Source organism: Gottfriedia acidiceleris (genome assembly GCF_002128425.1).
Classification (GTDB): domain Bacteria; phylum Bacillota; class Bacilli; order Bacillales; family Bacillaceae_G; genus Gottfriedia; species Gottfriedia acidiceleris.
In genome coordinates, this window is sequence record NZ_NESS01000003.1 from 46406 (window position 1) to 70699 (window position 24294).

A 24294-nucleotide genomic window follows, 5' to 3' on the forward strand; every position below is an offset into this window, starting at 1 on the left:
CTCCCTTCTCCTATGCAATTACAATATTTTCCTTTTAAACTAGCGATCTATTTTCTACTCAAATTTTTTAAGATTTAACAGTTTCTACGTTAACCTCTTCGAATGGCCAAGCTGGAAGCATTTTTCTTAAAACTTTATCTTCTCTATAACCTAGATCATATTCAGCTTGCATAATTGTATGAACCTCTCTTGTTCCTTCATAAATGACTGGTGCTTTAGAGTTTCTTAAATAACGCTCAACTGGGAACTCATTTGAAAATCCATAAGCACCGTGTATTTGTACAGCGTCATTAGCTGCCTCGTTTGCTGCATTACAAGAAATCCATTTTGCTAGTGATGTTTCTCTAGTATTACGTTTTCCACTATTTTTTAACCAGCCAGCTTTATAGACTAGTAGACGAGAGATTTCAAGATTTGAAGACATTTTAGCGATCATTTGTTGTACTAATTGATGTTTTCCGATTTCTTTACCAAAGGTTTTTCGCTCATGACAATATTTTACGCTTGCTTCAAGTGATGCCTGAATCAATCCACAAGCACCAGCTGCAACTGTAAACCTTCCATTATCAAGCGCAGACATTGCAATTTTAAACCCTTCACCTTCGAATCCTAATAAGTTTTCAGCTGGTACTCTTACATCATCTAAAAATACCTCACCAGTATTTCCAGCTCTAATTCCCATCTTCCCCTTAATTGCTTTTGTAGAAACTCCTTCAAAAGTACGTTCTACGATAAAGCATGAAATTCCGTGGTGTTTTAAGTCATGATTAGTTTTTGCAAAAATCAAGAAATGATCAGCTACATCGCATAGAGAAATCCATGTTTTTGATCCGTTTAAAATATAACTATCTCCATCTTTTACAGCCGTTGTCGCCATTGCTACCACATCAGATCCTGCATTTGGCTCTGTTAACCCAAATGCACCAATTTTCTTACCTTGCGCTTGAGGAACAAGGTACTTTTTCTTTTGTTCTTCAGTTCCCCATTGAAGTAATGTCATACTGTTTAATCCCGTATGTACTGAAACAGCCGTACGGAAAGCTGTATCTCCACGCTCTAACTCCTCGCATATGATTGCTAAAGTATTATAGTCCATTCCAACTCCACCATATTGTTCTGGAATACATACACCCATTAGTTCTAACTCAGAAAGTCGTTTTAGAATATTTACTTCAAAATGTCCTTTTTCATCCCATTCCTTAATAAATGGTATGATTTCACGATCTACAAACGATCTAACTACCTTCCTTACACTTTTTTGCTCTTCAGTTAATGAAAAATTCATTTTAATTTCCTCCTCAAATTGTTTTATTTAATCTCATCTCATCTATTTCTAATTGTGAATAGCCTAATTTACTCATCACTTCTTCAGTGTGCTCTCCATGCAATGGTGGATGTCTTAAAACTTCGATTGGTGTTTTTGATAGTTTTAACGGTGATCCAACTAACTTGAGATCATTTATGAATGGATGATTTACTTCTATCACCATATCCCTTGATTTAGCTTGTTCAGACTGCAGGGCTTCACTTACGTTATAAATCGGTCCATTTGGAATACCATTTTTATCTAAGAGGACTTTCCACTCATTTTTACTTTTTGTTTTTATTTTATTTGAAATTATTCCCTCAATTTGTTTTCTATACTGCAAACGACCAGCGTTTGTCCTATATAATTCATCTAATAAAACCGGTTCTTCAATAAGTAACGCAAATCGATTAAACTGTTGATCATTACCGACTGCGATTACCATCTCACCATCACTTGCTGAAAAAACTTGATATGGAACAATATTAGGGTGGTAATTTCCTAATCGCTCAGGAATAGCACCACTACATAAATAATTACTAGCAACATTTACTAAAGCGGCTAACTGGGAGTCAAATAAAGAAATATCAACCTCTTGACCTTCGCCTGTACGATTTCGATGTTGTAATGCTGCCAAAATTCCTATACAAGTGAACATCCCCGTTAATACGTCGGAAATGGCTACCCCTACTTTTGTGGGCTCAGCATTTTTTTCTCCAGTTATGCTCATTAATCCAGACATCGCCTGAATAATATAATCATAACCAGGTAGTGATGAGTTAGGACCATGGCTACCAAATCCGCTAATTGATGCTAGAATAATATCCTCTTTTATCTCTTTCATTTCCTCATAAGAGAAACCTAGTTTTGCTAATGTACCAGGTTTAAAGTTTTGGACGACAACATTTGCTTCGGAAATAAGATTTTTTAAAACTTCTTTTCCCTTATCACTTTTCAAATTTAAAGTAATACCTTGCTTATTTCGATTAGCACATAAATAATATGCACTTTCTCCTTCAAGAAAAGGAGGTCCCCATCCTCTTGTTTCATCCCCACCGCTAATACTTTCAATTTTAATTACCTCAGCCCCAAGATCCCCAAGGATCATCGTACAAAAGGGACCGGCTAGCACCCTAGTTAAATCAATAATTTTGATACCATGTAATGCCCCCTGCAATTTGATCACCTCTTCGTCGATTTCTTTTGCTAATTTACTAATTTTCATTGGGCAATTTAAATGGTTACCAATGTGTATTTTTGTTGTTGCATGTATTTAGAAAATTCAAGGTATATTAGCCCTCCATTTTCGTTATACTTTTTATAATGCAAAACCCATGCCAAACTCAAAATTCTTATTATTATTAAATATAGGTTGTATTTATGGATCTAATCAGTCAAAAATAATATTAAAATTCACTCAAAACCGTCATTTTTAACTCATTAAAAAATTTGCTACTAGAGAATCTATTTATCTAATTCATAAATAAAAAATTCTTTCGAAATAGCCTATAAATGTAAAAAACCCACGAAGAAATTTGTATTCTTCGTGGATTTATAAGTATTATTGAACTATTTTAACACTCTATCAAATCTCTAACTGTTGGCTCAAATAGTTCGCAAGCAATATCTCTTTGATATCGATTTTGCTTTTTAGCTTCTGTAAATAAGTTAAATGTATTCTTTCTGCTTAATCTTTCAATATCATCTATAACTGCCTGAGGTTCAGGTTTCACTAATCCAAAAATAACAGCGTCATAAAATCTAATTGCTCCTAAGTTCGCTACAAAATCATTTACCACGTCAATACCTCTTTGTTTGATAATCTTATCACCTTCAGCAGAGATTGGAATATTTGCAGCCTCTACAATTAAACTCGCCTTTACTTTATTTGCATTTGATACATTAATGACATCCTCTAAAGCTGCCGGAATCAAGATGTCACAATCTACATCAAGCCATTGTGTGTTGCTTCTTACTACATAGTTCGGATCAAAAAACTCTCGATTCATTTCTCCATGTGCATTTTTATGGTCAATTAATTTCTGAACATCTAATCCCTCTTCACACGTAACTAGTAGATTTGCATCAGAAATGCCGACGATTTTATAGCCTAGCTGTGATAATTTCAATGCACAACTTGCTCCTACACAACCAAATCCTTGAATAACTACTTTCGCTACTTTATTTTCACCTTTAAACTTCCATGCTTCATCTGCGCAAAATGCAACGCCGTAGCCTGTTACAGCATCGTTCAGAAGAAAACAATCTATTTTAGTAGCTAGCAGATTATTAAAATCTTTTATTCCATTTTGAACACTTACATCTTCCTTCATCGATTTTGTTAAAGGTATTCCTATTTTGAATTCATCAAATACTCTTAGTACGTCCTCATACTTTGTACCTAAATCACTTCCTAAAGATACTCCTGCTTCTACATATGGCTTCATTGCAATCAAAAACCTTCTTAGTACGTCATAAGCATCTCGGGCTTTATAATCATAAGCAATTCCTGCTTTACATCCACCTGTTGTGACACTTTCTGAAGCCATATATTTATAAGCCATTGCCTCTGCCAAACGTTCTACTTCTTCCCTTGTCACTGTTGGATGCATTCTTGTCCCACCACCAGCATACCCTTTGACAAAGTTATGTACCACCAACCACCCCTTTGCATCTGTTTCACTATCATTCCACTCTACAACTAGGTAAGGTTTTTTCATACCAAGTAGCCTCCTTTTTAGATTGTATCTTGAAATAGATTATTTGTGTAAGAATCTAAAAGCTGTATGTAAATTGATCATATACTCTGCTGAGTTGGTATTTCTTCTTGTTCTTTCTTATTTCCAATCTTGCCTCTATTTTTTCCATGACGTAAAAAGTAATAAAGATAGCTTACACCCATGAAGCCTAAACCACCTATTAAGGAAGAACGTTGTGTAGGATCAAAAGCCATAAATACGATGGAAATTCCACATAAAACTAGACATAGAATAGGTATTAATGGGAATAGTGGAACTTTGTACTTTAATTCCTTAACATTTCCACCATTTTTAATAAATTGCCTTCGATAATTGTATTGCGATAAGGCAATTGCCATCCAACTGAATGTACCGGCTAGTCCAGTTACAGAAAGCAGAACTACAAACACTGTTTGTGCAGATACTACACTTGTAAGTAATGATACTAGTGCAAAAATAAGACTAAATAATACTGCATTAAACGGGACACCTCGGGAATTTACTTTACCTAAAAATGATGGTGCCATATCACTTTTGGAAAGTGACCAAAGCATTCTAGAACATACATATAATCCCGAATTACCTACAGATAACAAGGCAGTTAATATAACTAGATTCATAATATCAGCTGCATATGGTATACCTACACTATCAAATACTGCAACAAATGGACTTTCTACTACTCCTGCATGCCTCCATGGAATCAAAGCAGCTAATACTAAAATTGCTAACACATAAAAAATCAGGACACGAAAAATGATACTACGAATTGCTTTTGGTAGAGTCTTTTCTGGTGTTTCGCTTTCACCAGCTGCAATTCCGACTACTTCTGCCCCTTGAAATGCAAATACAACTGCCATCATAGTTGAAAATATAGCAGAAAACCCATGTGGGAAAAGCCCACCATCTTTTGTAAAATTAGTAAACAAAGGTGCCGAATTACCTTTATGGCCAAACCCAAATATAGTTGCTGCTCCAATTAGTATAAAAGCTATAACTGCTAATACTTTAATGCCTGCAAACCAAAATTCTGCCTCAGCATAGCCCTTTACACTAAGAATATTTAAAGCTAACAAAAGGGCTATAAACACAAGACACCAGATCCAAACAGGAACATGTGGAAACCACCTTTGCATCAATATTCCGGCTGCAGTGAATTCTAATCCAACCGTAGTTGCCCAACTTAGCCAATACATCCAGCCAATCGTAAAACCGGTACCAGGACCAATGTACTTTGTGGCATAAGTCTTAAATGAACCTGTAACTGGCATTGAAATTGATAATTCACCTAAACAAACCATTACAAGGTACATCACCAATCCACCGAACAAATAAGCAACAACGGCACCACCTGGACCAGCTTGATTAATCGTAAGGCCTGAACCTAAAAATAAACCTGTACCGATTACTCCTCCGAGTGAAATCATAAACAAATGCCGACTTTTCATGGAACGTTGTAACTGACCTTTTTCATTATTAGAATCCATAAATGTACCACCCTTATTTTAGAATATTCAGAAAAAATAAAACAAAAAAAAAGAAAAATAGTTCTACTAAATTAACATAAACCCTTGTAAACCTTTACATTTTCTAATAATCCTAAAAAAATCACTGCAGAAATTAAACAAAGTAACAATTGTGCCTCCTTAACATACTCCCTTACTTCACCTCCACTTCCTACTAATCATTAAGCAAAATTCATGCCAACAAGAAAACAAGATAAAACCAACCATTAAGCCATTCCTTAAATCTAAAACCAACTAATATATTTTAAAATCTACTCAATTCATTTATTTTAGACTCAATTACTTTTTTTAAAAAGAGGCTTTCCTCATTTAGATCATTTTATTTGCTTAAATTATAGTTCAAATGAAGAATCAAGGAATTTCGAACAATTGTCAAATTGGTTTGGGGGCTTTTCAGTAAGTATCAATATATTTTAATCAATATAAAAAAATTGTACACAAGTAAACTTCGTTGAATATTTCTTCATATGCAAAAGGAAAGCTTTTGCATAAAAATAGACTCAATTTCTACACTACTAGTCATTACAGGCATAGTGTCACAATTAGAATTTATTTCTGATACACAAGAAATTTGTAGATATTTCCCGGGAATTTGTAAAAATTTGAAATTAAATAAAATCTAATATTCAGAAGCATTCTTTAAAGCACTTATTTTTATATAAAATACTAAGACATGGGATTTAATTACAAGTTGTATCGGCCAGCTATACAAATCAAAAAAGTCGATACATCTTTACAAATGTATCGACCTTAAAGTGCTTATTAAAGTAAGCATTTTCAAAAGTTCTTAATTGAATTTTTACAAGATTAGCATAAAAAGACTTTACTAGGTTCCTATTTTCTAAATAATGAGAAAAGCCATCCCCATTTTTCTTTAGGTTTTTGTACCACAACTTCTAAACGTTTATTAAAATCATTTTGTGAACGCCATTCTTTTTTCTGTTCTTCTCGCATATTTTGTATTTCTTCTTGAAAAAAATTAATTTTTTGTTTTTCTTGTTCCAATAATGTTTCATATTGGATCTTTTGTTGTTCCGCTAATTTTTCAATTTTGACGTATGTTTTTTGGGATGAATTTCCGATATTTGCACTTATATCATGATGATCTTGTTGGAGCCTGGAAACTGCAGTTTTAAGTTCTGACATATCATTTTTTAATTGAACATTCATTTCACGTGCAGCTGCGAGTTCACTGACTAAAAACCTTAAAAATTCTTTTAATTGATTTGGGTCATGTGGTAAATTTTCATATGTATCGGATATCGCAATCTGTGTTTGATCGAAACCTTCTAATCTTTCTTTTTGTTGAAATACGAGGTCTTTTGCAGTATCTTCCAGGGACTTATCTGTATCGCGTAACGCTATAAGCACTCTAATGTCGGATTGAACAAATATACGCCGATCGCCATCTTTTAAGAACTCATATCCATTGCGCTCTAAGATTTGGCCATACTTTCGAACAGTAGGTGCTGCAATACCCAGTTCTTCTGCTACTTCCTTGGAAGAAAAAGCTCGTTCATTCGGTTGTATATCACTTCGCATAACGGACCCCCTTTTTAACAAATATGAAGGATTTTTCGGTACTTTGCAACATATATCACATTGCGATATAAATAAAACTAGTCAACTCGTCTTTTAGTTAAGGTAATTTTTAAAGAAAAATCATATTTTAGTGATTTTATCTTTAGTTATTAAAAGTGGCTCCCAATTTTTAAAAGATAGGAGCCAAGAATGAGTTCTATATCGTTTTAAAAGCTTGTTTGTAACCTTCAATTCCACCAAAATCAATAAGACCTAAATTACCGCAATTTAAACATTTAAACGGGATCGTTCCACCAAGTCCCATTGTCTGTGATAAATAAGGTTTATCTCTTACCGCTTCATATGATTTAATATTATCCGCTAATTCGCCGACACCATTTGGATAATACTTACCATAAGACTGACTGGCTCCTTTATTTCCACAAACGAGACAAATTACATTCTCCTTGATCGTGTATAATTCAATAGACTTTTTCAATTCAGTCTCTCCTTTTGTATAAGGTGGTCTAATTAATTTTAACCGAATCAACTCTTTTTCTATATAGACTATTAAAAATATATACCATTTAATCTATAATATTATAGATCTATTAAATTGATTGTGAAATTTATTTTCGTAATATACAAAAGCATCCCTTCTTCTAGGGATGCCCATTATTCAAAATTATTATGAGTTTTTTCAGATCATCATGTGTTTTAAAAATAAATAAAATTTCTCACTTCAATGCTAGTATGTAACCTAGTATTCTAAAAAGTACTAAATAGGATAAAACTCCTAATCTAAACTATACTTGCACTACATCACTTACATTATGATTAATAATTTCAACCAGTTTAAATTCCCTGTTCTCATATTCAAACTTCAAAATGCAACAATTCCCAATTCGATCTTGTTGCCCAATTGAACTTGTATGTTCCCAATACCTCATGAAATTTCTCAATGCTGCTCCGTGAGATACAGCTAATACCACGTCATTATCTTCTTCCATTATTTTTTGACATGTAGTAGCAATTCTTTGTTGCAATTCTTTTTGGTCTTCTCCTCCAAATTTAACAAAAAAGTCACCATAAGGCAGCGGTGGATTTAAATCTTCACTTTCACCTTCAAACGTTCCGAAATTCCATTCTTTTAATCCTTTTAATCTTGTATAAGGTAAATCCGTCACGATCTCTAACGTATCGCTCGCTCTTTCTGATGTGGAACAATAGGCATGGTCGAAAATAATGTTTTGTTCTTTAAAGTATTTCGCAGCAGCCTCTGCCTGTTTAATTCCTAATTCTGTTAAAGGTGAATCACACCAACCTTGAATCTTCCTTCTTTTATTAAATAATGTTTGTCCATGTCTCATTAAATAAAAAGCCTTTTTCATTTGTATCCCCCTTTTTGAATCTTAAAAGCACATTTTAAAAATCAAATCGTACGAATTCATTAGACCTTTTTTAGCCTCAAGATTTAATAGCAACTTACATTCTAATATTATCAATATATTATTTTTAATCGTTAGCATATTCCTCTTAAATAATTGCCTATTACTCTTAATTTCTCGTAAAAATTAAAATAGTGTTTAAATAAAAAAGCCCAAACCATTGATTAGGTTTGAGCAATTTCATTATAAGATAATTTCAATGTGATCTTCTTAAGATGCAGTTTTAGTGTATTTTTCTTCCAAAGTCTTCTTTAAAAGTGAAGCTAACTCGAGCATTCCGAATTTTCCAGCTTTTTCTTCGGCATCCGAGTTATAGTTTGTATTTGTATTGATATCGTAAGTAAAAATTGTCCCTTCAGCGTTTCTAATAAATTCGATACCGGCAACTTGAACACTGTTTTTAGCTAGGACTTCTTTATATTTATTTATAATTTCGTCATCAAAGCCTTCAATGATTTGGAACTTAGGCTTCTCTTCTACTTCTTCTCCTACTGGGCAGAATAAATCGCCAATTTGGCAAGCATCCGCTGGGCATAGTTCAAATCCTTCCGAAGTATCTACTTTAACAGCATACACAAAGTTCCCGCCTACAAACTCACAACGAGTGATGTAGCTTTCAGTTGATTGGATGTATTCTTGAATAAGTGTAATACCATCAACTGGTTCTTCAAAAGTCGGTCCTTCGACATAAGCTTTTAAAGCTTCGATACTATGGAATAGTTGAACACCTAAGCCTTTACCTGCTCGATTATGCTTCGTAATAAATGACTGTCCAGCAAAGCTATTAGCTGCCTTAATAATGTTTTGTTTTCCAACAGCTGCAATTGTTTTTGGAGTCTTCACTCCATACTTATTTAGCTCTAAGTATTGTAAAACCTTACTAACTTCTAGCTTCAGCGCATTCGTTCCATTTAATACCGTACGACCATGTGCTTCAAGCCAAGCTAATACTTGCCCAGTAAATTCAGCTGCAAAACGATGATCACGTGTATGAGAAGAAGCACTCATTCGGCTATAAAAGATCCCTTCTGGTGGTTCGATTGATAAATCTAACGTACCTTCGTCTAAATGCCATTCCTCATAAGGAACACCAAGCTCCTCTAACCTTTTTGTTAAATGGATTGTCCACTCACTGTTTTCATGGATTACATATACCTTACTCATTTTAATATCCCCCTTCTAGCTATTTATTAAACTACGTTTTTGTTCTACTAATGGCATAACCTGTTTTGAAAAGCGTTCCATTTCCTCTAATTGAGGTGAAAATTGTAATAATAATAAGTCTAAGCCAGCTTCTTCATATTGTAAAATTCGGTCTGCAATATGCTCAGGAGTTCCAACTAAGTTTGGTCGTAGGCCTCGATTCGAAACAGAGTAATCTTGTAATTGGATTTGTTGCTCTAATTGTGATTTTGTAGTGAAGTCTTTAAAACCAGCATAACCGCTTGAATCTTTCACAGTCGTAATTTTTTCTAGCTCAGCAAAAGCCTCTTCTTCTGTATCTCTACAAATAACATAAGCGGCCATACCAAAAGAACTTAATGGTGCATTGCCAGTTTGCTCACGGCGTACCTTCATATCTGTTACTTTCTGATTAATTTCTTCAACTGTTCCACCGTGCATCACATATGCGTCACATTTTTCAACGATCGTTTGCTTCCCTTTTTCACTTTCACCTCCTGCATACAGAATTGGGTTTGGTCTTTGAACAGGCTTTGGAGCAAGCTTCGTATCCTTTAAATCGTAAAATTTACCAGAATAATTGAACGTTTCTTCTGTCCATAAGCCCTTTAAGACATCAATAAACTCTTCTGTACGAGCATAGCGCTCATCATGCTCTGTAAAAATACCGCCATATTGACTCGCTTCTTCTGCCCACCAAGCAGAAACAACGTTTAACGTAAAACGGCCGTTACTGATTTGATCGATATTTGCGGCCATTTTTGCTGTTACTGCAGGATTATGAAAACCTGGACGAATCGCGGTCATAATTTCGATTTTTTCCGTCACCGCAGCAAGCGCCGCTGCTGTTGACCAAGCTTCAAGTGAATCATGCTCAGGTCCTTTAATATCATTTAAATATAATTCAGCTATTAAGGTAGTCGAGTATCCCCATTTTTCAGCTGATTGAATAACCTCTTTAGCATATTCAAATGTTGGTGGCATGCTTTCGTCTTCCACATTTCGTAACCAGCCTCCAAAAATCGGTAACCAAAAACCATATTTCATTTCTATTCTCTCCTTTATTTTTCAAATTGTCTAGTTTTCATATTGGTTAAGTTGGGTTTTTGTTCAAAAAATTCCTCTCTAAACCGAAGTACTTCGGTACTTTCGACTCATGTTTTAACCTCATATGCAAATTAAATAAAAAATAAAAAGCCTCTTTCATTCAGAAAGAGGCATCGAAACAATTGTTTTCGACTTATCTATCAGAATGATTTCATTCTGCAGGAAGTGGCACCGTTCCTAAAGTAAGGAGGTTGCCGGACGTCATAGGGCCTGATCCCTCAGTCACTCTCGATAAGTTTGTGTTATGTAATTTCATTAACAAAATCATAATTCCTAGTAAACAGATTGTCAATGTGGGAGTTTGAACATTTTCATTAAGATAGCGCTTTCATTGTTGTATTTATTAGAAAAAATAAAATTTTATAATTATTTGTAAAAAAAGGAATAAAATCATATCTAAGTATTCAAATTCTTGCCTTTGTATTTACTCTTGAACCCTTAATGAGTTAGCAAATTTCAGATGCTTGCCTTTTTACTTACACATGAACCCCTTATGAGTTACTAAATTTCGTATTCTCGCTTTTTTACTTACTCATAGAAGCTTTATGAGTTACTAAATATCTTATTCTCACTTTTTTACTTACTCATGAACCCCCTATGAGTTACTAAATATCTTATTCCCGCTTTTTTACATACTCATCCACCCTTTATGAGTTACTAAATATCGTATTCTCGCTTTTTTACTTACTCATGAACCCCTATGAGTTACTAAATATCTTATTCCCGCTTTTTTACTTACTTATGGATCTTTCATAAAAATCTAACTATCATATCTTCAGCTTATTAATTATACAAAAAAACCAACGAGTCGTTGGGTTACATTACTTATAAATTATTAATTTCATTAGCAGTTCGAATTCCTGATTCTATAGCCCCTTGGATCCACCCAGGATCAGAGGATGCATGTGCTCCACCAAAATGAATCCTTCCTTCAGGTGAACTAATGTATGAACCGAGTTCTTTTTGTTGATTTGGTTTATACATAACAAATGCTCCACCTGAGAATGAAAATTGCGTCCAGCTTTGCGAATAGCCTACTAAAAACTCTTTATAAACCACATCACCAAAAACGATTGAAAGATTAGCCAATGCTTTATCAATGCGCGTATTATTCTTCATATTATCCCAAATTGCAGCGTCGTCCCCCCAAGTATAACTTGCTATAATTACCCCCGTTTCTTTCCCATAATCATGACTAGGGAAATAGGCAGCCTTAATAGGTAAATCAGTTACTAATTTCCCCCCAAAAATACCAAACTTTTCCCAAAATCTCGTTCTGAACTGAATAGCAATCTTGGTTGATTCCGCGTAATGTAGTTCTCTTATAACTTTCCATTTATTATAAGAAATAGACTCATATGGAAGAATTTCTACAAAGTTTAATAAAGAAAAAGGGATTGTTGAAATAACATAATCACATTCATGTTGACCTTGCCTATTAAATACTTCATTTTCTGTATAAATGATTACCCTTGTATCTTCTTGTATAATTTTAATTACTCTTTCATTAAGCATTATATTGTCCTTTAATTGAGGTAAAAACGCTCTAACAAGGAAGTCCGTTCCACCTGTAACTTCATATAATTTTAAGTTTGGTGTTAAAAGTACGAGTACCTCTCTTAGTATTGCAGTAAATGATAATTCTGGAAAACCTTCTATACCGATCATTGAGTTAATCATATCAATTGCCCCTGAAGATAGAGAATTCCCAACAGGATTAAATCTTAAGAAGTTTTCCATAGAGTAGTGATCAAACTTATCAATAACAATTTCCCAGTTTTTTGTTGGATCCTGCCTTATAAACTCTACTATAGGACCAATTGCAGACTCGAGTAATTGTATAGCATTTTTTCCTTTTTCATTTGGAGCGACAGGATAGTTTAGTATATCCGGATTCATTTCGTAACTTTTTTCATTTGTTAATACATTATTGACGTAAATTAAATCATTTGGAGTGCTATTAATAAATTCATTTACTTTCAAATTAAATTTATTTATTAAAGCAAATGTTAAATGGTGGATTGAAGGGATACGCATAGCACCAAGTTCTGTATACTGGTAGTCAAGAAATGGCTCTCTTTTTGTATAAATCCGTCCACCAATTCTGCGATTTGCCTCGATAATCGTAACTTGGTGCCCTGCTTCTTTCAAAAGTGATGCACTAACTAATCCAGATATACCTCCACCAATAATAGTTACTCGCTTTGGTGAATCTGTTTTAGTTAATCCATTTTGAAGTAAATAAATCATTTCCTCCATTGAAAGAGCTTCTTGAGCCAAAGCATACCACCTCATCTCGAAAAAAAAAATAAACTTTCTTATAAACACTATTCGATTTCAAGAGAATGTAGAATTTAAACATATATTTTATATATAGTTTAAAATTACTGAAATTCTCTTAACTGCCAACTAACCCCAAAATTGAATTTCCCAATTCTGTCAGTTTAACTGTTTAAACTTAAAATCACAGCTTGAGCTCTTTAATGCAAGCTATCAACTCATTGAAATAAAGTGTATAAAATCCTCAAATGGTTCAATAATAATTTTTGTACCTACTTCTTTCTAAGGAGATTAGTATGAATTTATTTGAGAAAGGAAGTAAATTTATAATGGGAGTATTAAGTGGAAATCCACAAAATGAGCCTTTACATTATGGAGAAGTTTACGGTCTATGGAGTCACCTAGCGGCTACTAAAGCAGGTGTAGATACTTACCAAGTTTATATTAACCATACTGGTGATGAAGAGTTAAAAGCATTTTTAAAACAAGTAATTGAAAATTCAATGAAACCTGCAATTAAAGAAATTGAAGAAGTACTATTACATAATGATATTGCAGTCCCTCCTACTCCATCAGAACGACCAGAAGCTGATTTAGAACAAATTCCAGCTGGTGCTAGATTACAAGATGTTCAAATCGCTTACATTGTTGCGGCTGGAATTGCAGCTGGAGTATCAGCTGATGCTACTTTAATGAGCCAATCAATTCGTGAAGATGTTGGTACTATGTTTGCTAGCTTTGGTGCAAAAAAAGCAAAAGATGGTGCGGCATTGCTACAAATGATGAAAACAAAAGGTTGGTTAATTCCACCACCTCTTCACCTTGAATCAAAACAACAACAGCATTAAAAAATTGTCCACCTATAAACAGGTGGACTTTTTTTAGTTTAAGAAAAATCAGTAGCAAAACGGTTTTGGACATAAAAATTTAGTGTTGCCTTAGTGCAATTTAATGTTAGTTACCAATTTATTTGTTCGCCATTTCTAAAAAAGCCCCCGGTAGGTCCATCAGATCCAATTGTTGCTAACCAAATAATAGACTCAGCAGCTTGTTTGGGAGATGTTGGAGCAGATGGTCCCCCCATATCAGTACTTACCCATCCTGGATCGACTGCATTTATTTTGATATCACCTTTTATTTCTGCAGCTAACAATCTTGTCAGTCCATTTAGAGCAAGTTTAGATAACTTATAAGCTCCTACTTGTTGATATGCCATTTCACTCATCGCCCCATATTCTGAAGAAACATTGATAATTCTTCCATAACCTTGTTGTTCCATAATAGTAATAAAAGTACGAATCACATGATAAGCCCCGAAAAAGTTGGTTGTCATCGTTTTTTCTAGAATTGCAGGTTCCATTTTTAATAAATTTTCATCTTCATGAAAAATCACGCCAGCATTATTAATTAATACATCTAATCTTCCATATTTCTTTTGAACTGTATTGGCAGCATTGTTGATGCTTACTTGATTATTTACATCCATCTCTAAAAAGGAAACGTCTAGATTAAAATGATTCAATTTCTGAGTTACTTTATCCCCCTTTTCTTGATCTCGACTTGTTAAAATCACCTTAAAACCATTCAAAGCCAATTGTTTGACCAACTCATATCCAATACCTCGATTCCCGCCAGTTACAAGTGCGATTCTTTTTTCATGTAACATATAGCTCCTCCTTTTATTGTTATTCAATTAATTGCCATTAAAAAAGGTAATATCCTTTATAAGGAGAGTTGTTTAGTAGAGTGATATAAATAATTTGTAAATAGAATACTTACCAAACTTAGTATCAATGATAAAATTCCCACTAATATAACATATCGTGTACCCATCTCAGATATAAATACCCCACCTACTGCTGCACCAATTGTTGTTCCTATGTTACAAGCGGACAAAAATAAACCATTAGCAAAATCAGGAGCCTCGGGTGCTGATGATGAGATCCAATATTGATTGATATTACCTCCAATGCCTGCTAATATCCCCCATACTAATGTGGTAAACAAAACAGGTACGGTAAAACCACCTGTAAAGAATAAAATGATATAAACGATCCCTAATATAAATGGATAGACGACTACAGTTTTGTTCGCATTTTTCGTAAGTAATTTCCCTGCGACTATGTTACCTATAATATTTGCACTACCAAATATGAAAAGTATTAAACTGATAAATTTTGGCGACATGTTGGTAACAGTTTTTAAATACTCAACAAAAAAACTATACACTCCAAATACTGCTGAATTTAATAAAATAACCGCCACAATTGATAGCAAAGTAATCGATTTTTTTAAAATGCTTAATTGCTTGCCATAAGAAAGTCTTTCCTTTACAGGCATTGGTGGTACAAAGATTAATGTAGCAATGAATACAATTGTATTAATAATAGCAAAGAACGCCATTGCTAATTGCAAAGTAGCTGCACATGCAATAAAACTTACGATTGGTACACCAACCACCAGCCCTGCAGAAACTCCTATAAATACTTTAGAGACAGCCTTTGTAGCTTCATCTTTATTTACTGATGCAGCAGCTACTGAAAAAGCTAAAGAACAATATATGGGATGAAAAAATGCTGGAATTATACGAGCTAGTAATAAAACGTTAAAACTATTTGTAAAGATTGAAACTATATTCCCCACTAAGAAAATAATAAGAACAAGCAACATAACCTTCTTGCGAGCGATCCCCGAAAATAATAACGGCATCGTTGGACCAGCTAATGCAACTGCAAGCGCAAATAGACTCACTAACAATCCAGCTTGTGAAACACTAACATCATATTGTTCTGCAATGTCAGGCAATATCCCAATAACCCCCATTTCAGTGTTTAATATACCGAAAACACCAAATGATAGTATAAATATAAGTAAGTACTGATTACTTCTCACTCAAATCCCCCTTCAATAAAGAAACTTGTTCATAAAACTAATCACACTTGTTTAGTTAGGCGATGCCATTATTTCTTACTTTTTTTACTCTTTGTAATCAATTTTAACGTACACCTTTTATATAGCAATTACTTATATCTTATAAATAGATATGCTTGATAGGCATAGTTAGTTTATATATACTTGTATCAATATTAAGGAGGAGTGAGTGATGGAACTAAGAGTATTACGATATTTTCTTACTGTAGCAAGAGAAGGAAGTATTACGGGTGCTGCTGATTTTTTGCATATTACACAGCCTACCTTGTCAAGACAGATTAAAGATCTTGAACAAGGGTTAGGAAAAAAACTATTTATTCGTAGTAGTCACAGTATCATTCTTACAGAAGAAGGAATGATTCTACGAAAAAGAGCAGAAGAAATCGTTGACATGGTTAATAAATTAGAGGCGGAATTTAGCTCAATGGAAGAAACAATTAGTGGGGATGTTTACATCGGTGGTGGAGAAACAGAAGCCATGAAACAGATTGCGCGAGTAGTAAAAAATCTACAGTTAAGTTATCCAAGTATACGGTATCACCTTTACAGTGGTAACGAAGACGATGTGACAGAACGGCTAGACAAAGGGTTACTTGATTTTGGGATTCTAATTCAACCCGCTGATTTATCAAAATACAATTATATAAAAATCCCTGCCAAGGATGTTTGGGGCGTTGTTATGAGAAAAGACAGCCCTCTTGCCTTAAAAGATACTATTCAAGCAGGGGATTTATTAAATGTTCCCTTAATTTGTTCAAGACAAGCAATAAAAAAAACATTTTCTAAAAATGAATTTTCGGATTGGTTTAGTGAAGATTTTGATAAACTAAACGTCGTGACTACATATAACCTAGCTTATAATGCTGCGATTATGGTTGAAGAGGGCATTGGTTGTGCTATAGTACTTGATAAAATCGTGAATACATCTAGTGATAGTAACCTTTGTTTTCGACCACTAGAGCCAAAGCTTGAATCTGGTTTAAATATCGTTTGGAAAAAACATCAAGTTTTTTCGGCTGCTGCTGATCTTTTTTTAAGAGAAATTCAGGAGGAATTTTCCAATTTCACAGATAACCAACAAAATTGATTCCCCCAATAAACATATCGGGGGCTTCTGTTACTTAGTAATGAAAGTCCCTATTTTATTGCTTTTAAACATATTTTTAAGTTCCTGCTTCCAAAGCAGTCTTGTAATATGAACATTTATGCTCTATGAGTTCCATGGTTTTTTTTAATTCTTCCATCTGTGCTTCTACACTAGCTTTTCTTTCCATAAACATGTCATATCTTTGTTGTAATGTAGAGTCCCCTTCAGAACACCATTCAATGAAATTTTTAATTTCCTTAATAGGCATCCCAGTCGATTTCAGACATTCAATTACTTTTAAAGCTTCTATATCCGATTCTTTAAACACTCGAATTCCACTGGTTGTCCGTTCTACAAAAGGCATTAGGCCTTCTTTGTCATAGTATCGTAAAGCATATACGGTAAGATTCAATTCTTTTGCTACTTCGCCGATTGAATATGTCTTCAATATTTATCTTCCTTTCTTTTAGCTTTAGACCTCGAGTTAACTCTATTATGAAAAGGATTTTATCATGTTATTTTTTTGATGTCACATTTAAAGAATGCAAAAAAATATAATTTAATCACTTGACCTAGAGTTAACTAGAGGGAATATCATGATGGTGCAAGAGAAAAAAATTTATTGAATTTTCAATCCTAGTGTTTAATTTGTTCTCTTGAAAAATATTTTTTGGAGGTTTTAAAAATGATAACTGCAAAAGCACGAGCTGTAGATGGTCCTGACAAATCCTTTCGAGTTGCTGAAATCAAACGACGCGATCTTGACTTAAATGATGTTTTAATTGAAATTAAATATGCCGGAATATGCCATTCTGACATTCACACTGCACATGGAGAATGGGGTCATGTGCACTACCCACTTGTACCGGGACATGAGATTGCCGGAATAGTCACTGATGTAGGAGCAGAAGTCACAAAATACAAGGTTGGTGACAGAGTAGGAGTAGGATGCATGGTAGACTCATGTGGCGATTGTGAAAACTGTCTTAAAGGAGAAGAGCAATACTGTCTTAAAGGAAATACCCCTACCTATGCTGGTGTTGACAAATACGGCGAGCCAACTCAGGGTGGCTACTCATCACACATTGTTGTAACTGAAGATTTCGTAGTTAAAATACCAAATAACATTGAACTTGATGTTGCAGCACCATTACTTTGTGCAGGTATTACTACATATTCTCCATTAAACCATTGGGGAGCAGGACCAGGTAAAAAGGTAGCTGTTATTGGTATGGGCGGACTTGGTCATATGGCGGTCAAAATTGCAAATGCACTAGGTGCAGAGGTAACTGTTCTGTCACAAACATTGAACAAAAAAGACGATGGTTTACAATTTGGAGCTAGCCACTACTATGCTACAAACGACCAAGAAACATTTGAAAAACTTGCGGGAACTTTCGACCTCATTATTAACACAGTAAGTGCAAAGATTAATTTGGATACCTATTTAAGGTTACTTACACTGGATGGTACGCTAGTAAATGTCGGTGCTCCAGCAGAGCCGTTATCATTAAGTGTTTTTTCCCTTATAGGTCATCGTCGCTCATTTGCAGGTTCAATGATTGGAGGAATTCGTGAGACTCAAGATATGTTAGACTTCTGTGGAAAACATAACATTGTACCTAATATTGAAGTAATATCAGCCGATCAAATTGACGAAGCATATAAGCGAGTTTTAGCTTCAGATGTGAAGTATCGATTCGTCATCGACACTAGTACAATGTGAGGCGTACGTTTAATTATACTTTTTCTGAGATGTCCTAAAAGCATTGCTTTTGTGGGCATCTTTTTAATATGTTCTATCCCGTAACTATGTGGGCTTTTATAAGTAAAACTGTCTAAGCTTTCTCTTTTTTTATTTAATATCATTACAAATGTAAACCCCAAAAAGTACAGACTGAAAGGATTCCCCAACCTGTACTTCGACATATTATTTCATTCGTTTTTTATATACCTTCATCGAAATTACATAAAACAAAATCCCAATTCCCACTAACCATAAAACTGCTGTTACAATCGCACCATAGTCTGGCTGCCCAGCTAAAAGGGAACGCACACTTTCGGCAATTGGTGTCATTGGCTGATTTTCCGCAAAAGCTCGAAGCTTGCTACCCATATTATTTGTTGGTACAAAGGCAGAACTTACAAACATTAATCCCATAAGCAAATATGAGAACACGCTCGCACCTTCATACGATTTTGACATTAGCCCGCATGCTACTGCAATCCAAGTGAAAGAAAAAACGGTAAGCAGGATCATACCCACAGCTAATAACCATTCCACAAAATCAGCGTGAGGACGGAATCCCATGATAAAAGAAATGAGAATCACCGCTGCAACTGAAAATAAGTTTAATAGTAAAGTTGAGATAACATGCCCACCCAATATAGATGATTTGGCGATTGGCATAGAATGGAATCGATCGAATATTCCTCTAGTCATGTCAGTATTCACTCGAACTGCAGTATAAGAAATCCCCATTCCAATACACATAAGCAACACACCAGGAACAATAAAATTCACATAATCTATTTTATCCATTGTCATGGCACTACCGAAAATATAGACAAATGCAAGCATAAGCATAATCGGCATGAGAATTGTTGTGATAATTGTATCAATACTTCGAAGTGAATGCTTCATCACCCGACTGCTCATTGTAATTGTATCGCTGAAAAAATGGTTTCCACTCATTATTATTCCCCTTTCTTTCCGGTAACAGCGAGGAATATTTCCTCAAGGTTCGGCTGTTTTTCCACATATTCAATTTTTTTAGGTGGAAGAATTGCTTTTAATTCATCCATTGTTCCTTGAACGAGAATTTTCCCTTCATGTAAAATCGCAATGCGGTCTGCTAGTTGTTCGGCTTCTTCTAAATATTGGGTAGTGAGAAAAACGGTAATACCAGCTTTCACCATATCACGAATCACTTCCCACAAAGCTAAACGTGCTTCAGGGTCAAGTCCAACAGAAGGCTCATCAAGAAAAACAAGTTCAGGTGACCCAAGTATTGTCATCGCTAAATCTAAGCGTCGTTTCATACCACCTGAATAAGTTGCAAGAGCTCGATCACCAGCTTCGATTAAATCAAAGCGACGTAGACTCTCTTCCACAACTTCTTTCCGATTTGGCAAGTGGCGAAGTTTAGCTACTAGGTCAAGATTTTCACGCCCTGTCAAAATATCATCTACTGCAACGTTTTGTCCGGTTAGGCTGATTTTCTCACGTACTAGTTGTGGATTTGTCTGAAGGTTAACACTACAAACCTCAATTTCTCCCTCATCTGCTTTGAGTAATGTAGTTAAAATTTTAATAATAGTTGTTTTGCCAGCACCATTTGATCCTAGTAAAGCGAAAACACTACCTTTTAGAACTTCAAAATCTACACCTTTTAGAACTTCATAATCTTTGAAGGACTTTTTCAGCCCTTTCACTGAAATTGCTGTATTGCCCATTATCATTTCCCTCCCATATATGAAGTTGTAGGCGCGTGCTCACAGTGTAGTAGCGCCTGCAACTGGTTTTGTCTATATTGACTGACAATTCATCAGTTATACTTCTTACTTGTTCAAACTATAACTAAATAGCGGGTATTGGGGGTTCAACGTTTATTTTTTCTTACCCACATGATCTATAATGCTTTTGTTCAAATTATTGCGTAACTTATCATCCCATCTTTTCGCTTGATCAGTGAGTCCATTAGCAAATGCTGTCAAGTCTTCACCTGTCACTTCCAAAACGTCTTTGCCATCTGCCGCACCAGCTTCAAACAAATCAATGAGATCATATTGGATTCTCAGCATATCCATGCCACTTCCAGAAGCGAAACTCCACATATAATTACAGATTGCTTTATAGGCTTCTGAGTAGTTTTTTGGCAAAGCTTCCACACGAGCCATCATTTCTTTGTATTCTTTTTTGTCATCAAGTATTTTTTTGATAAAATTTATCATGATATTTATCCCCCTACCTTATTTTTTATTCGTCCATATTTTTACTTGCTGTTCAACTCTACTCTCAATTTCTTTTTTCAAATCTACTTGCTTTCCTAATATACTTGCAGATTCTCCATCTAGTTTTGCAAGAGCCATCAATTCGTCAGCAAATGCCGCCACGTCTTCACCGGTAACATCTAGTACATGCTTGCCTTCAGCCGAACTAGCTTCAAACAGTTCATACAAATTGATGATTTCTTCACCAAATCCATATCCAAAATTCCACATGTACTTTTGAATCTTTTTAAATACAAAAGCATAATCTTTCGGTAGGGCATTTACTTTTTTCATAAATGCTTTATATTCCTTCTTGCTTTCTAAATCGCCAATTATTAGCTCTATAAACTTTTTCACATTACCTCTCCCCTTTTAAGCTATTTATTTTTGATGAAACAAAATCCCATTTTTTCCAAAATTGCTGTAATTCCTCATGCCCAGCTTCGGTTAATGAATAAAACTTTCTAGGTGGACCCATTTCAGAACGTTTTTTCTCAATATTTACTAATTCTTTCTTTTCCAGCCTAATCAAAATCGTGTAAACTGTACCTTCTACAACCTCTGTAAAACCCAAATCATTAAGGAGACGAGTAATCTCATAGCCGTAAGTATCACCTCGACTAATGATTTCCAGTACACAACCTTCCAACGAACCTTTAAGCATTTCTGTTAAATTTTCCATAGCAAACACCTCCTTTATTAGGTGGTTAAATTAATTTTTTGGTCTATTAGTAAAGGTAAACTGTAACGTTCAGTAGCGGAAGACACAAATATTGAATAGATAAAACCACCTTTCAAGCTATTTAGTAATACAGATATTCAGTATTACTTAGTACTGGATAAAAAATTATCTAAAAAGCATATGTGATATGTTAGTTTTTACATAAACTCTTTTAAGCTATTTAGTACGACTGATATTCAGTGTTACTTAGTAATAGTATATTGTATTACTAAGTAGAGAAAGTGTGAACCATTTTATAAAAAAATTTATAATCATTTTATTGTTACAGATATTCAGTATTACTTAGTACTGAATAAAAAAAATATCTAAATAGCCTATGTGATATGTTAGTTTTTACATAAACTCTTTTCAGCTATCTAGCACGACTGATATTCAGTGTTACTTAGTAATAGTATATTGTATTACTAAGTAGAGAAAATGTGAACCTTTTTATTAAAAAAATTTTATAAACATTTTCAAATATATATTATTACAGATATTTAGTATTACTTAGTACTGGTACAGTGTATCACTTAGTAGTTATGTTGTAAAGTAGCTAAGCAAGAAATTTTTGGTTGTGAAAGACGATCAGCAACCACTTTTTTGCGAAATTTCTGTGCAGTAAGTTTCCATTAAATAATATTCATTTCTTAAATGAAAAAACCCAAACCTTTGTTACACTTAGATTTGAGCGTGCAGTAATTTAAGTGAAAAAGTGAGGTAGTACAGATTCACGTATTTCTCTTCATAAGATTATTCGTGTACACCTTTTAGCCTTATTTTTCCCCCTTATTATCATGCGGATATTTGTGTGGACTATTAATTAGTTTACGTAAATCTCCCCTATAAAAAACATCTTTTAATTCTTTAAAATTAAAAGGAATGAGTGGTGCTAGATATGGAACACCTACGGAGCGTAAACGAGACATATGTATGATTAATATTAATAATCCAATAACCAAACCAGTGAATCCGAAAAAATTTCCTATAAAAAATAAAAGAATAGCGAATAGGTTGAAGGGCACTCTGTAATGTTCCAACAGTAATCATAGTGGCTGTAAGGTAAGCTATCCCAGCAACGATAAGGCTTAGTGGGTGAACTAGCTTTGCATCTACCGCTGTTGTACCTATTGTAATTGTAGAGACTAAAGAAACAACTAGTATCATTTCCCTTGAGATTTTATATGAACCAATTCCTAATAATGCACCTATATTGTCTCCATTTGCTTCTAATTGAATCTGCCTTACAAAAAGTTCGGGTGATTCGTGTAATCCTTTTTGTATCAATTTTATATTTTTATTCAGGCCCTTAGTGAAAACTTGTAATTCGCTATTCATAAATCACCTCGAATCATTTTTAAACCAATCTTTTATAGTATCTAAATTTACTTAATTAATATTCAATTTCTCTTATTTCTTTTTTGACTTTACTACTGATAGCTAGATTGTTTAAAACATTACTTGTAAAGATAAACTAATAAACTTAAATCCAAAAAGCCCAAACTTTTTTTACAAAAGAGTTGAGCTTTTTTCATTCTTGTGTTCATTAATTGATTTGATTCGGCGAACCTTAACAAGTCTAGATTATTTACATAGCCTGATCTGTAAGGAATAATTTGATTTTCGTAGAATCCTACATATAAATCCCTCCATTTACTTGTAAAACGGCTCCATTCACATAATTTGACATTGGAGAAGAAAGATAATAGATGGATTCTGCAGCTTCTTCAATTGTCCCTGATCTCTTCTGGGGAATCATTGCTGTTAATTGTTCACGCACTTTTTTAGGGATGCCAAGTGGAATGTCGCTGATGAATTCCCCTTCTTCTTTTGATTGGGTCAACCTAGTATTCATAACCCCAAAAGCGATTGCATTGCAATTGATGTTAAACTGTCCCCATTCTTTTGCTACTGTCTTAGTTAAGCCAAAAAGACCTGCCTTAGCTGATGCATAATTTGCTTGTCCAACATTTCCTGTCAATCCAGCTATAGAAGATACATTAATGATTTTTCTGTAATGGACAATGCCTTGTTCCATCTCTTTTTTTGCTTCATTTCTCATATAAGGTGCTGCTTCTCTTATAAGTCGGAAAGGTGCAACTAAAAGAACTTCCATTATTTTTCGAAATTGTTCATCCGTCATCTTGTGTACAAGCCCGTCCCATGTAAATCCTGCATTATTGACCAAAATATCTAAACGTCCAAAAGAATTCATAGTCTTTGCTACGATCTTAGAAGGGAACTCGTTTTCCGTTATATCTCCTGAAATGCCAATGGCTTCTCCCCCTGATTCAACAATTTTAGCTCTTACCGTTTCTGCAAGACCTTCATCTAAATCAGATAAAACAACTTTTACGCCTTTTTTTGCTAATTTTTCTGCTGTCGCTCTACCAATTCCTCTTCCTGCCCCTGTAATAATGGCTACATTTCCTTCCAATTCGATCGTCCTCCTTC

Annotated in this window: 21 protein-coding genes, 2 pseudogenes and 1 riboswitch; of the genes and pseudogenes, 3 read left to right on the top strand and 20 right to left on the bottom strand. The window is 34.4% G+C overall.

From position 1 onward, the window contains the following. Nucleotides 1-67: 67 nt before the first annotated feature. From B6K90_RS06750 to B6K90_RS06795, 10 genes are all read right to left on the bottom strand, one after another. Complete coding sequence (locus B6K90_RS06750) at nt 68-1285, bottom strand: acyl-CoA dehydrogenase family protein (protein ID WP_088011987.1); 1218 nt, start codon at nt 1283-1285, stop codon at nt 68-70. 13 nt (nt 1286-1298) lie between these two features. After that, nucleotides 1299-2483, bottom strand: coding sequence for a CaiB/BaiF CoA transferase family protein (locus B6K90_RS06755; RefSeq protein WP_088011988.1), 1185 nt, complete (start codon nt 2481-2483; stop codon nt 1299-1301). A 397-nt stretch (nt 2484-2880) separates the two neighbouring features. Continuing rightward, nucleotides 2881-4026 carry a Glu/Leu/Phe/Val family dehydrogenase gene (locus B6K90_RS06760; RefSeq protein WP_088011989.1) on the bottom strand — a complete coding sequence of 382 codons (1146 nt, stop codon included), beginning with the start codon at nt 4024-4026 and terminating at the stop codon, nt 2881-2883. 77 nt (nt 4027-4103) lie between these two features. Further along, entirely contained in the window at nt 4104-5531 is a 1428-nt protein-coding gene (locus tag B6K90_RS06765; protein WP_088011990.1) for an amino acid permease, read from the bottom strand. A gap of 873 nt (nt 5532-6404) precedes the next feature. Continuing rightward, a complete protein-coding gene (locus tag B6K90_RS06770) occupies nt 6405-7112 on the bottom strand; it encodes a hypothetical protein (RefSeq protein ID WP_088011991.1) in 708 nt (235 codons plus the stop codon). 196 nt (nt 7113-7308) lie between these two features. Then, a complete protein-coding gene (locus B6K90_RS06775; RefSeq protein ID WP_088011992.1) occupies nt 7309-7590 on the bottom strand; it encodes a hypothetical protein in 282 nt (93 codons plus the stop codon). A 307-nt stretch (nt 7591-7897) separates the two neighbouring features. Further along, nucleotides 7898-8482 (bottom strand): histidine phosphatase family protein, encoded by a 585-nt coding sequence (locus B6K90_RS06780; protein ID WP_088011993.1) that lies wholly within the window; start codon nt 8480-8482, stop codon nt 7898-7900. Nucleotides 8483-8749: 267 nt separating this feature from the next. Then, nucleotides 8750-9703: an ATP-grasp domain-containing protein gene (locus B6K90_RS06785; RefSeq protein WP_088011994.1), complete on the bottom strand. Its 954-nt coding sequence runs from the start codon at nt 9701-9703 to the stop codon at nt 8750-8752. A 15-nt stretch (nt 9704-9718) separates the two neighbouring features. Then, nucleotides 9719-10768 carry an LLM class flavin-dependent oxidoreductase gene (locus B6K90_RS06790; protein ID WP_088011995.1) on the bottom strand — a complete coding sequence of 350 codons (1050 nt, stop codon included), beginning with the start codon at nt 10766-10768 and terminating at the stop codon, nt 9719-9721. Between the two features lie 190 nt (nt 10769-10958). Beyond that, a riboswitch (SAM riboswitch) is annotated at nt 10959-11066 on the bottom strand. A 587-nt stretch (nt 11067-11653) separates the two neighbouring features. After that, on the bottom strand, nt 11654-13087 hold the full coding sequence (locus B6K90_RS06795) for a flavin monoamine oxidase family protein (RefSeq protein ID WP_407920503.1): 1434 nt from the start codon (nt 13085-13087) through the stop codon (nt 11654-11656). 317 nt (nt 13088-13404) lie between these two features. Here B6K90_RS06795 and B6K90_RS06800 point away from each other — a divergent pair, with 317 nt between their 5' ends. Next, nucleotides 13405-13956 carry a DUF3231 family protein gene (locus tag B6K90_RS06800; protein ID WP_235821739.1) on the top strand — a complete coding sequence of 184 codons (552 nt, stop codon included), beginning with the start codon at nt 13405-13407 and terminating at the stop codon, nt 13954-13956. A gap of 110 nt (nt 13957-14066) precedes the next feature. Here the strand turns inward: B6K90_RS06800 and B6K90_RS06805 are convergent, their stop codons facing one another. Then, nucleotides 14067-14774: an SDR family NAD(P)-dependent oxidoreductase gene (locus B6K90_RS06805; RefSeq protein WP_088011997.1), complete on the bottom strand. Its 708-nt coding sequence runs from the start codon at nt 14772-14774 to the stop codon at nt 14067-14069. A gap of 56 nt (nt 14775-14830) precedes the next feature. Further along, nucleotides 14831-16000 carry an MFS transporter gene (locus B6K90_RS06810; protein ID WP_235821740.1) on the bottom strand — a complete coding sequence of 390 codons (1170 nt, stop codon included), beginning with the start codon at nt 15998-16000 and terminating at the stop codon, nt 14831-14833. 211 nt (nt 16001-16211) lie between these two features. Here B6K90_RS06810 and B6K90_RS06815 point away from each other — a divergent pair, with 211 nt between their 5' ends. Continuing rightward, nucleotides 16212-17126, top strand: coding sequence for a LysR family transcriptional regulator (locus tag B6K90_RS06815; RefSeq protein ID WP_088011998.1), 915 nt, complete (start codon nt 16212-16214; stop codon nt 17124-17126). A 30-nt stretch (nt 17127-17156) separates the two neighbouring features. On the opposite strand, the pseudogene B6K90_RS06820 reads toward B6K90_RS06815, so the two are convergent. Then, nucleotides 17157-17574: pseudogene (locus tag B6K90_RS06820) on the bottom strand (MerR family transcriptional regulator). Nucleotides 17575-17811: 237 nt separating this feature from the next. On the opposite strand from B6K90_RS06820, the gene B6K90_RS06825 reads away from it, so the two are divergent. Beyond that, complete coding sequence (locus B6K90_RS06825; protein ID WP_088012000.1) at nt 17812-18852, top strand: NAD(P)-dependent alcohol dehydrogenase; 1041 nt, start codon at nt 17812-17814, stop codon at nt 18850-18852. Nucleotides 18853-19056: 204 nt separating this feature from the next. On the opposite strand, the gene B6K90_RS06830 is transcribed toward B6K90_RS06825, so the two are convergent. From B6K90_RS06830 to B6K90_RS06860, 7 genes and pseudogenes are all read right to left on the bottom strand, one after another. Further along, nucleotides 19057-19821, bottom strand: a complete 765-nt coding sequence (locus B6K90_RS06830; protein ID WP_088012001.1) for an ABC transporter permease — start codon at nt 19819-19821, stop codon at nt 19057-19059. A gap of 2 nt (nt 19822-19823) precedes the next feature. Then, nucleotides 19824-20582, bottom strand: a complete 759-nt coding sequence (locus B6K90_RS06835; protein WP_088012002.1) for an ABC transporter ATP-binding protein — start codon at nt 20580-20582, stop codon at nt 19824-19826. A gap of 153 nt (nt 20583-20735) precedes the next feature. After that, nucleotides 20736-21080 (bottom strand): DUF1048 domain-containing protein, encoded by a 345-nt coding sequence (locus B6K90_RS06840; RefSeq protein WP_088012003.1) that lies wholly within the window; start codon nt 21078-21080, stop codon nt 20736-20738. 18 nt (nt 21081-21098) lie between these two features. Then, entirely contained in the window at nt 21099-21476 is a 378-nt protein-coding gene (locus B6K90_RS06845; RefSeq protein WP_088012004.1) for a DUF1048 domain-containing protein, read from the bottom strand. A 1-nt stretch (nt 21477) separates the two neighbouring features. Next, nucleotides 21478-21801, bottom strand: coding sequence for a PadR family transcriptional regulator (locus tag B6K90_RS06850; RefSeq protein ID WP_088012005.1), 324 nt, complete (start codon nt 21799-21801; stop codon nt 21478-21480). Between the two features lie 815 nt (nt 21802-22616). Beyond that, nucleotides 22617-23178 (bottom strand): annotated as a pseudogene (locus B6K90_RS24425) (spore germination protein). A gap of 295 nt (nt 23179-23473) precedes the next feature. After that, nucleotides 23474-24277 carry an SDR family NAD(P)-dependent oxidoreductase gene (locus B6K90_RS06860; RefSeq protein ID WP_235821741.1) on the bottom strand — a complete coding sequence of 268 codons (804 nt, stop codon included), beginning with the start codon at nt 24275-24277 and terminating at the stop codon, nt 23474-23476. Between the last annotated feature and the right edge of the window lie 17 nt (nt 24278-24294).

What these genes read in the sequence shown, in the direction of transcription:
- B6K90_RS06750 (WP_088011987.1), bottom strand. Translation starts at nt 1,285, where the DNA reads ATGAATTTTTCATTAACTGAAGAGCAAAAAAGTGTAAGGAAGGTAGTT.
- B6K90_RS06760 (WP_088011989.1), bottom strand. Translation starts at nt 4,026, where the DNA reads ATGAAAAAACCTTACCTAGTTGTAGAGTGGAATGATAGTGAAACAGAT.
- B6K90_RS06765 (WP_088011990.1), bottom strand. Translation starts at nt 5,531, where the DNA reads ATGGATTCTAATAATGAAAAAGGTCAGTTACAACGTTCCATGAAAAGT.
- B6K90_RS06770 (WP_088011991.1), bottom strand. Translation starts at nt 7,112, where the DNA reads ATGCGAAGTGATATACAACCGAATGAACGAGCTTTTTCTTCCAAGGAA.
- B6K90_RS06780 (WP_088011993.1), bottom strand. Translation starts at nt 8,482, where the DNA reads ATGAAAAAGGCTTTTTATTTAATGAGACATGGACAAACATTATTTAAT.
- B6K90_RS06785 (WP_088011994.1), bottom strand. Translation starts at nt 9,703, where the DNA reads ATGAGTAAGGTATATGTAATCCATGAAAACAGTGAGTGGACAATCCAT.
- B6K90_RS06790 (WP_088011995.1), bottom strand. Translation starts at nt 10,768, where the DNA reads ATGAAATATGGTTTTTGGTTACCGATTTTTGGAGGCTGGTTACGAAAT.
- B6K90_RS06795 (WP_407920503.1), bottom strand. Translation starts at nt 13,087, where the DNA reads ATGGAGGAAATGATTTATTTACTTCAAAATGGATTAACTAAAACAGAT.
- B6K90_RS06800 (WP_235821739.1), top strand. Translation starts at nt 13,405, where the DNA reads ATGAATTTATTTGAGAAAGGAAGTAAATTTATAATGGGAGTATTAAGT.
- B6K90_RS06805 (WP_088011997.1), bottom strand. Translation starts at nt 14,774, where the DNA reads ATGTTACATGAAAAAAGAATCGCACTTGTAACTGGCGGGAATCGAGGT.
- B6K90_RS06815 (WP_088011998.1), top strand. Translation starts at nt 16,212, where the DNA reads ATGGAACTAAGAGTATTACGATATTTTCTTACTGTAGCAAGAGAAGGA.
- B6K90_RS06825 (WP_088012000.1), top strand. Translation starts at nt 17,812, where the DNA reads ATGATAACTGCAAAAGCACGAGCTGTAGATGGTCCTGACAAATCCTTT.
- B6K90_RS06830 (WP_088012001.1), bottom strand. Translation starts at nt 19,821, where the DNA reads ATGAGTGGAAACCATTTTTTCAGCGATACAATTACAATGAGCAGTCGG.
- B6K90_RS06835 (WP_088012002.1), bottom strand. Translation starts at nt 20,582, where the DNA reads ATGGGCAATACAGCAATTTCAGTGAAAGGGCTGAAAAAGTCCTTCAAA.
- B6K90_RS06840 (WP_088012003.1), bottom strand. Translation starts at nt 21,080, where the DNA reads ATGATAAATTTTATCAAAAAAATACTTGATGACAAAAAAGAATACAAA.
- B6K90_RS06850 (WP_088012005.1), bottom strand. Translation starts at nt 21,801, where the DNA reads ATGGAAAATTTAACAGAAATGCTTAAAGGTTCGTTGGAAGGTTGTGTA.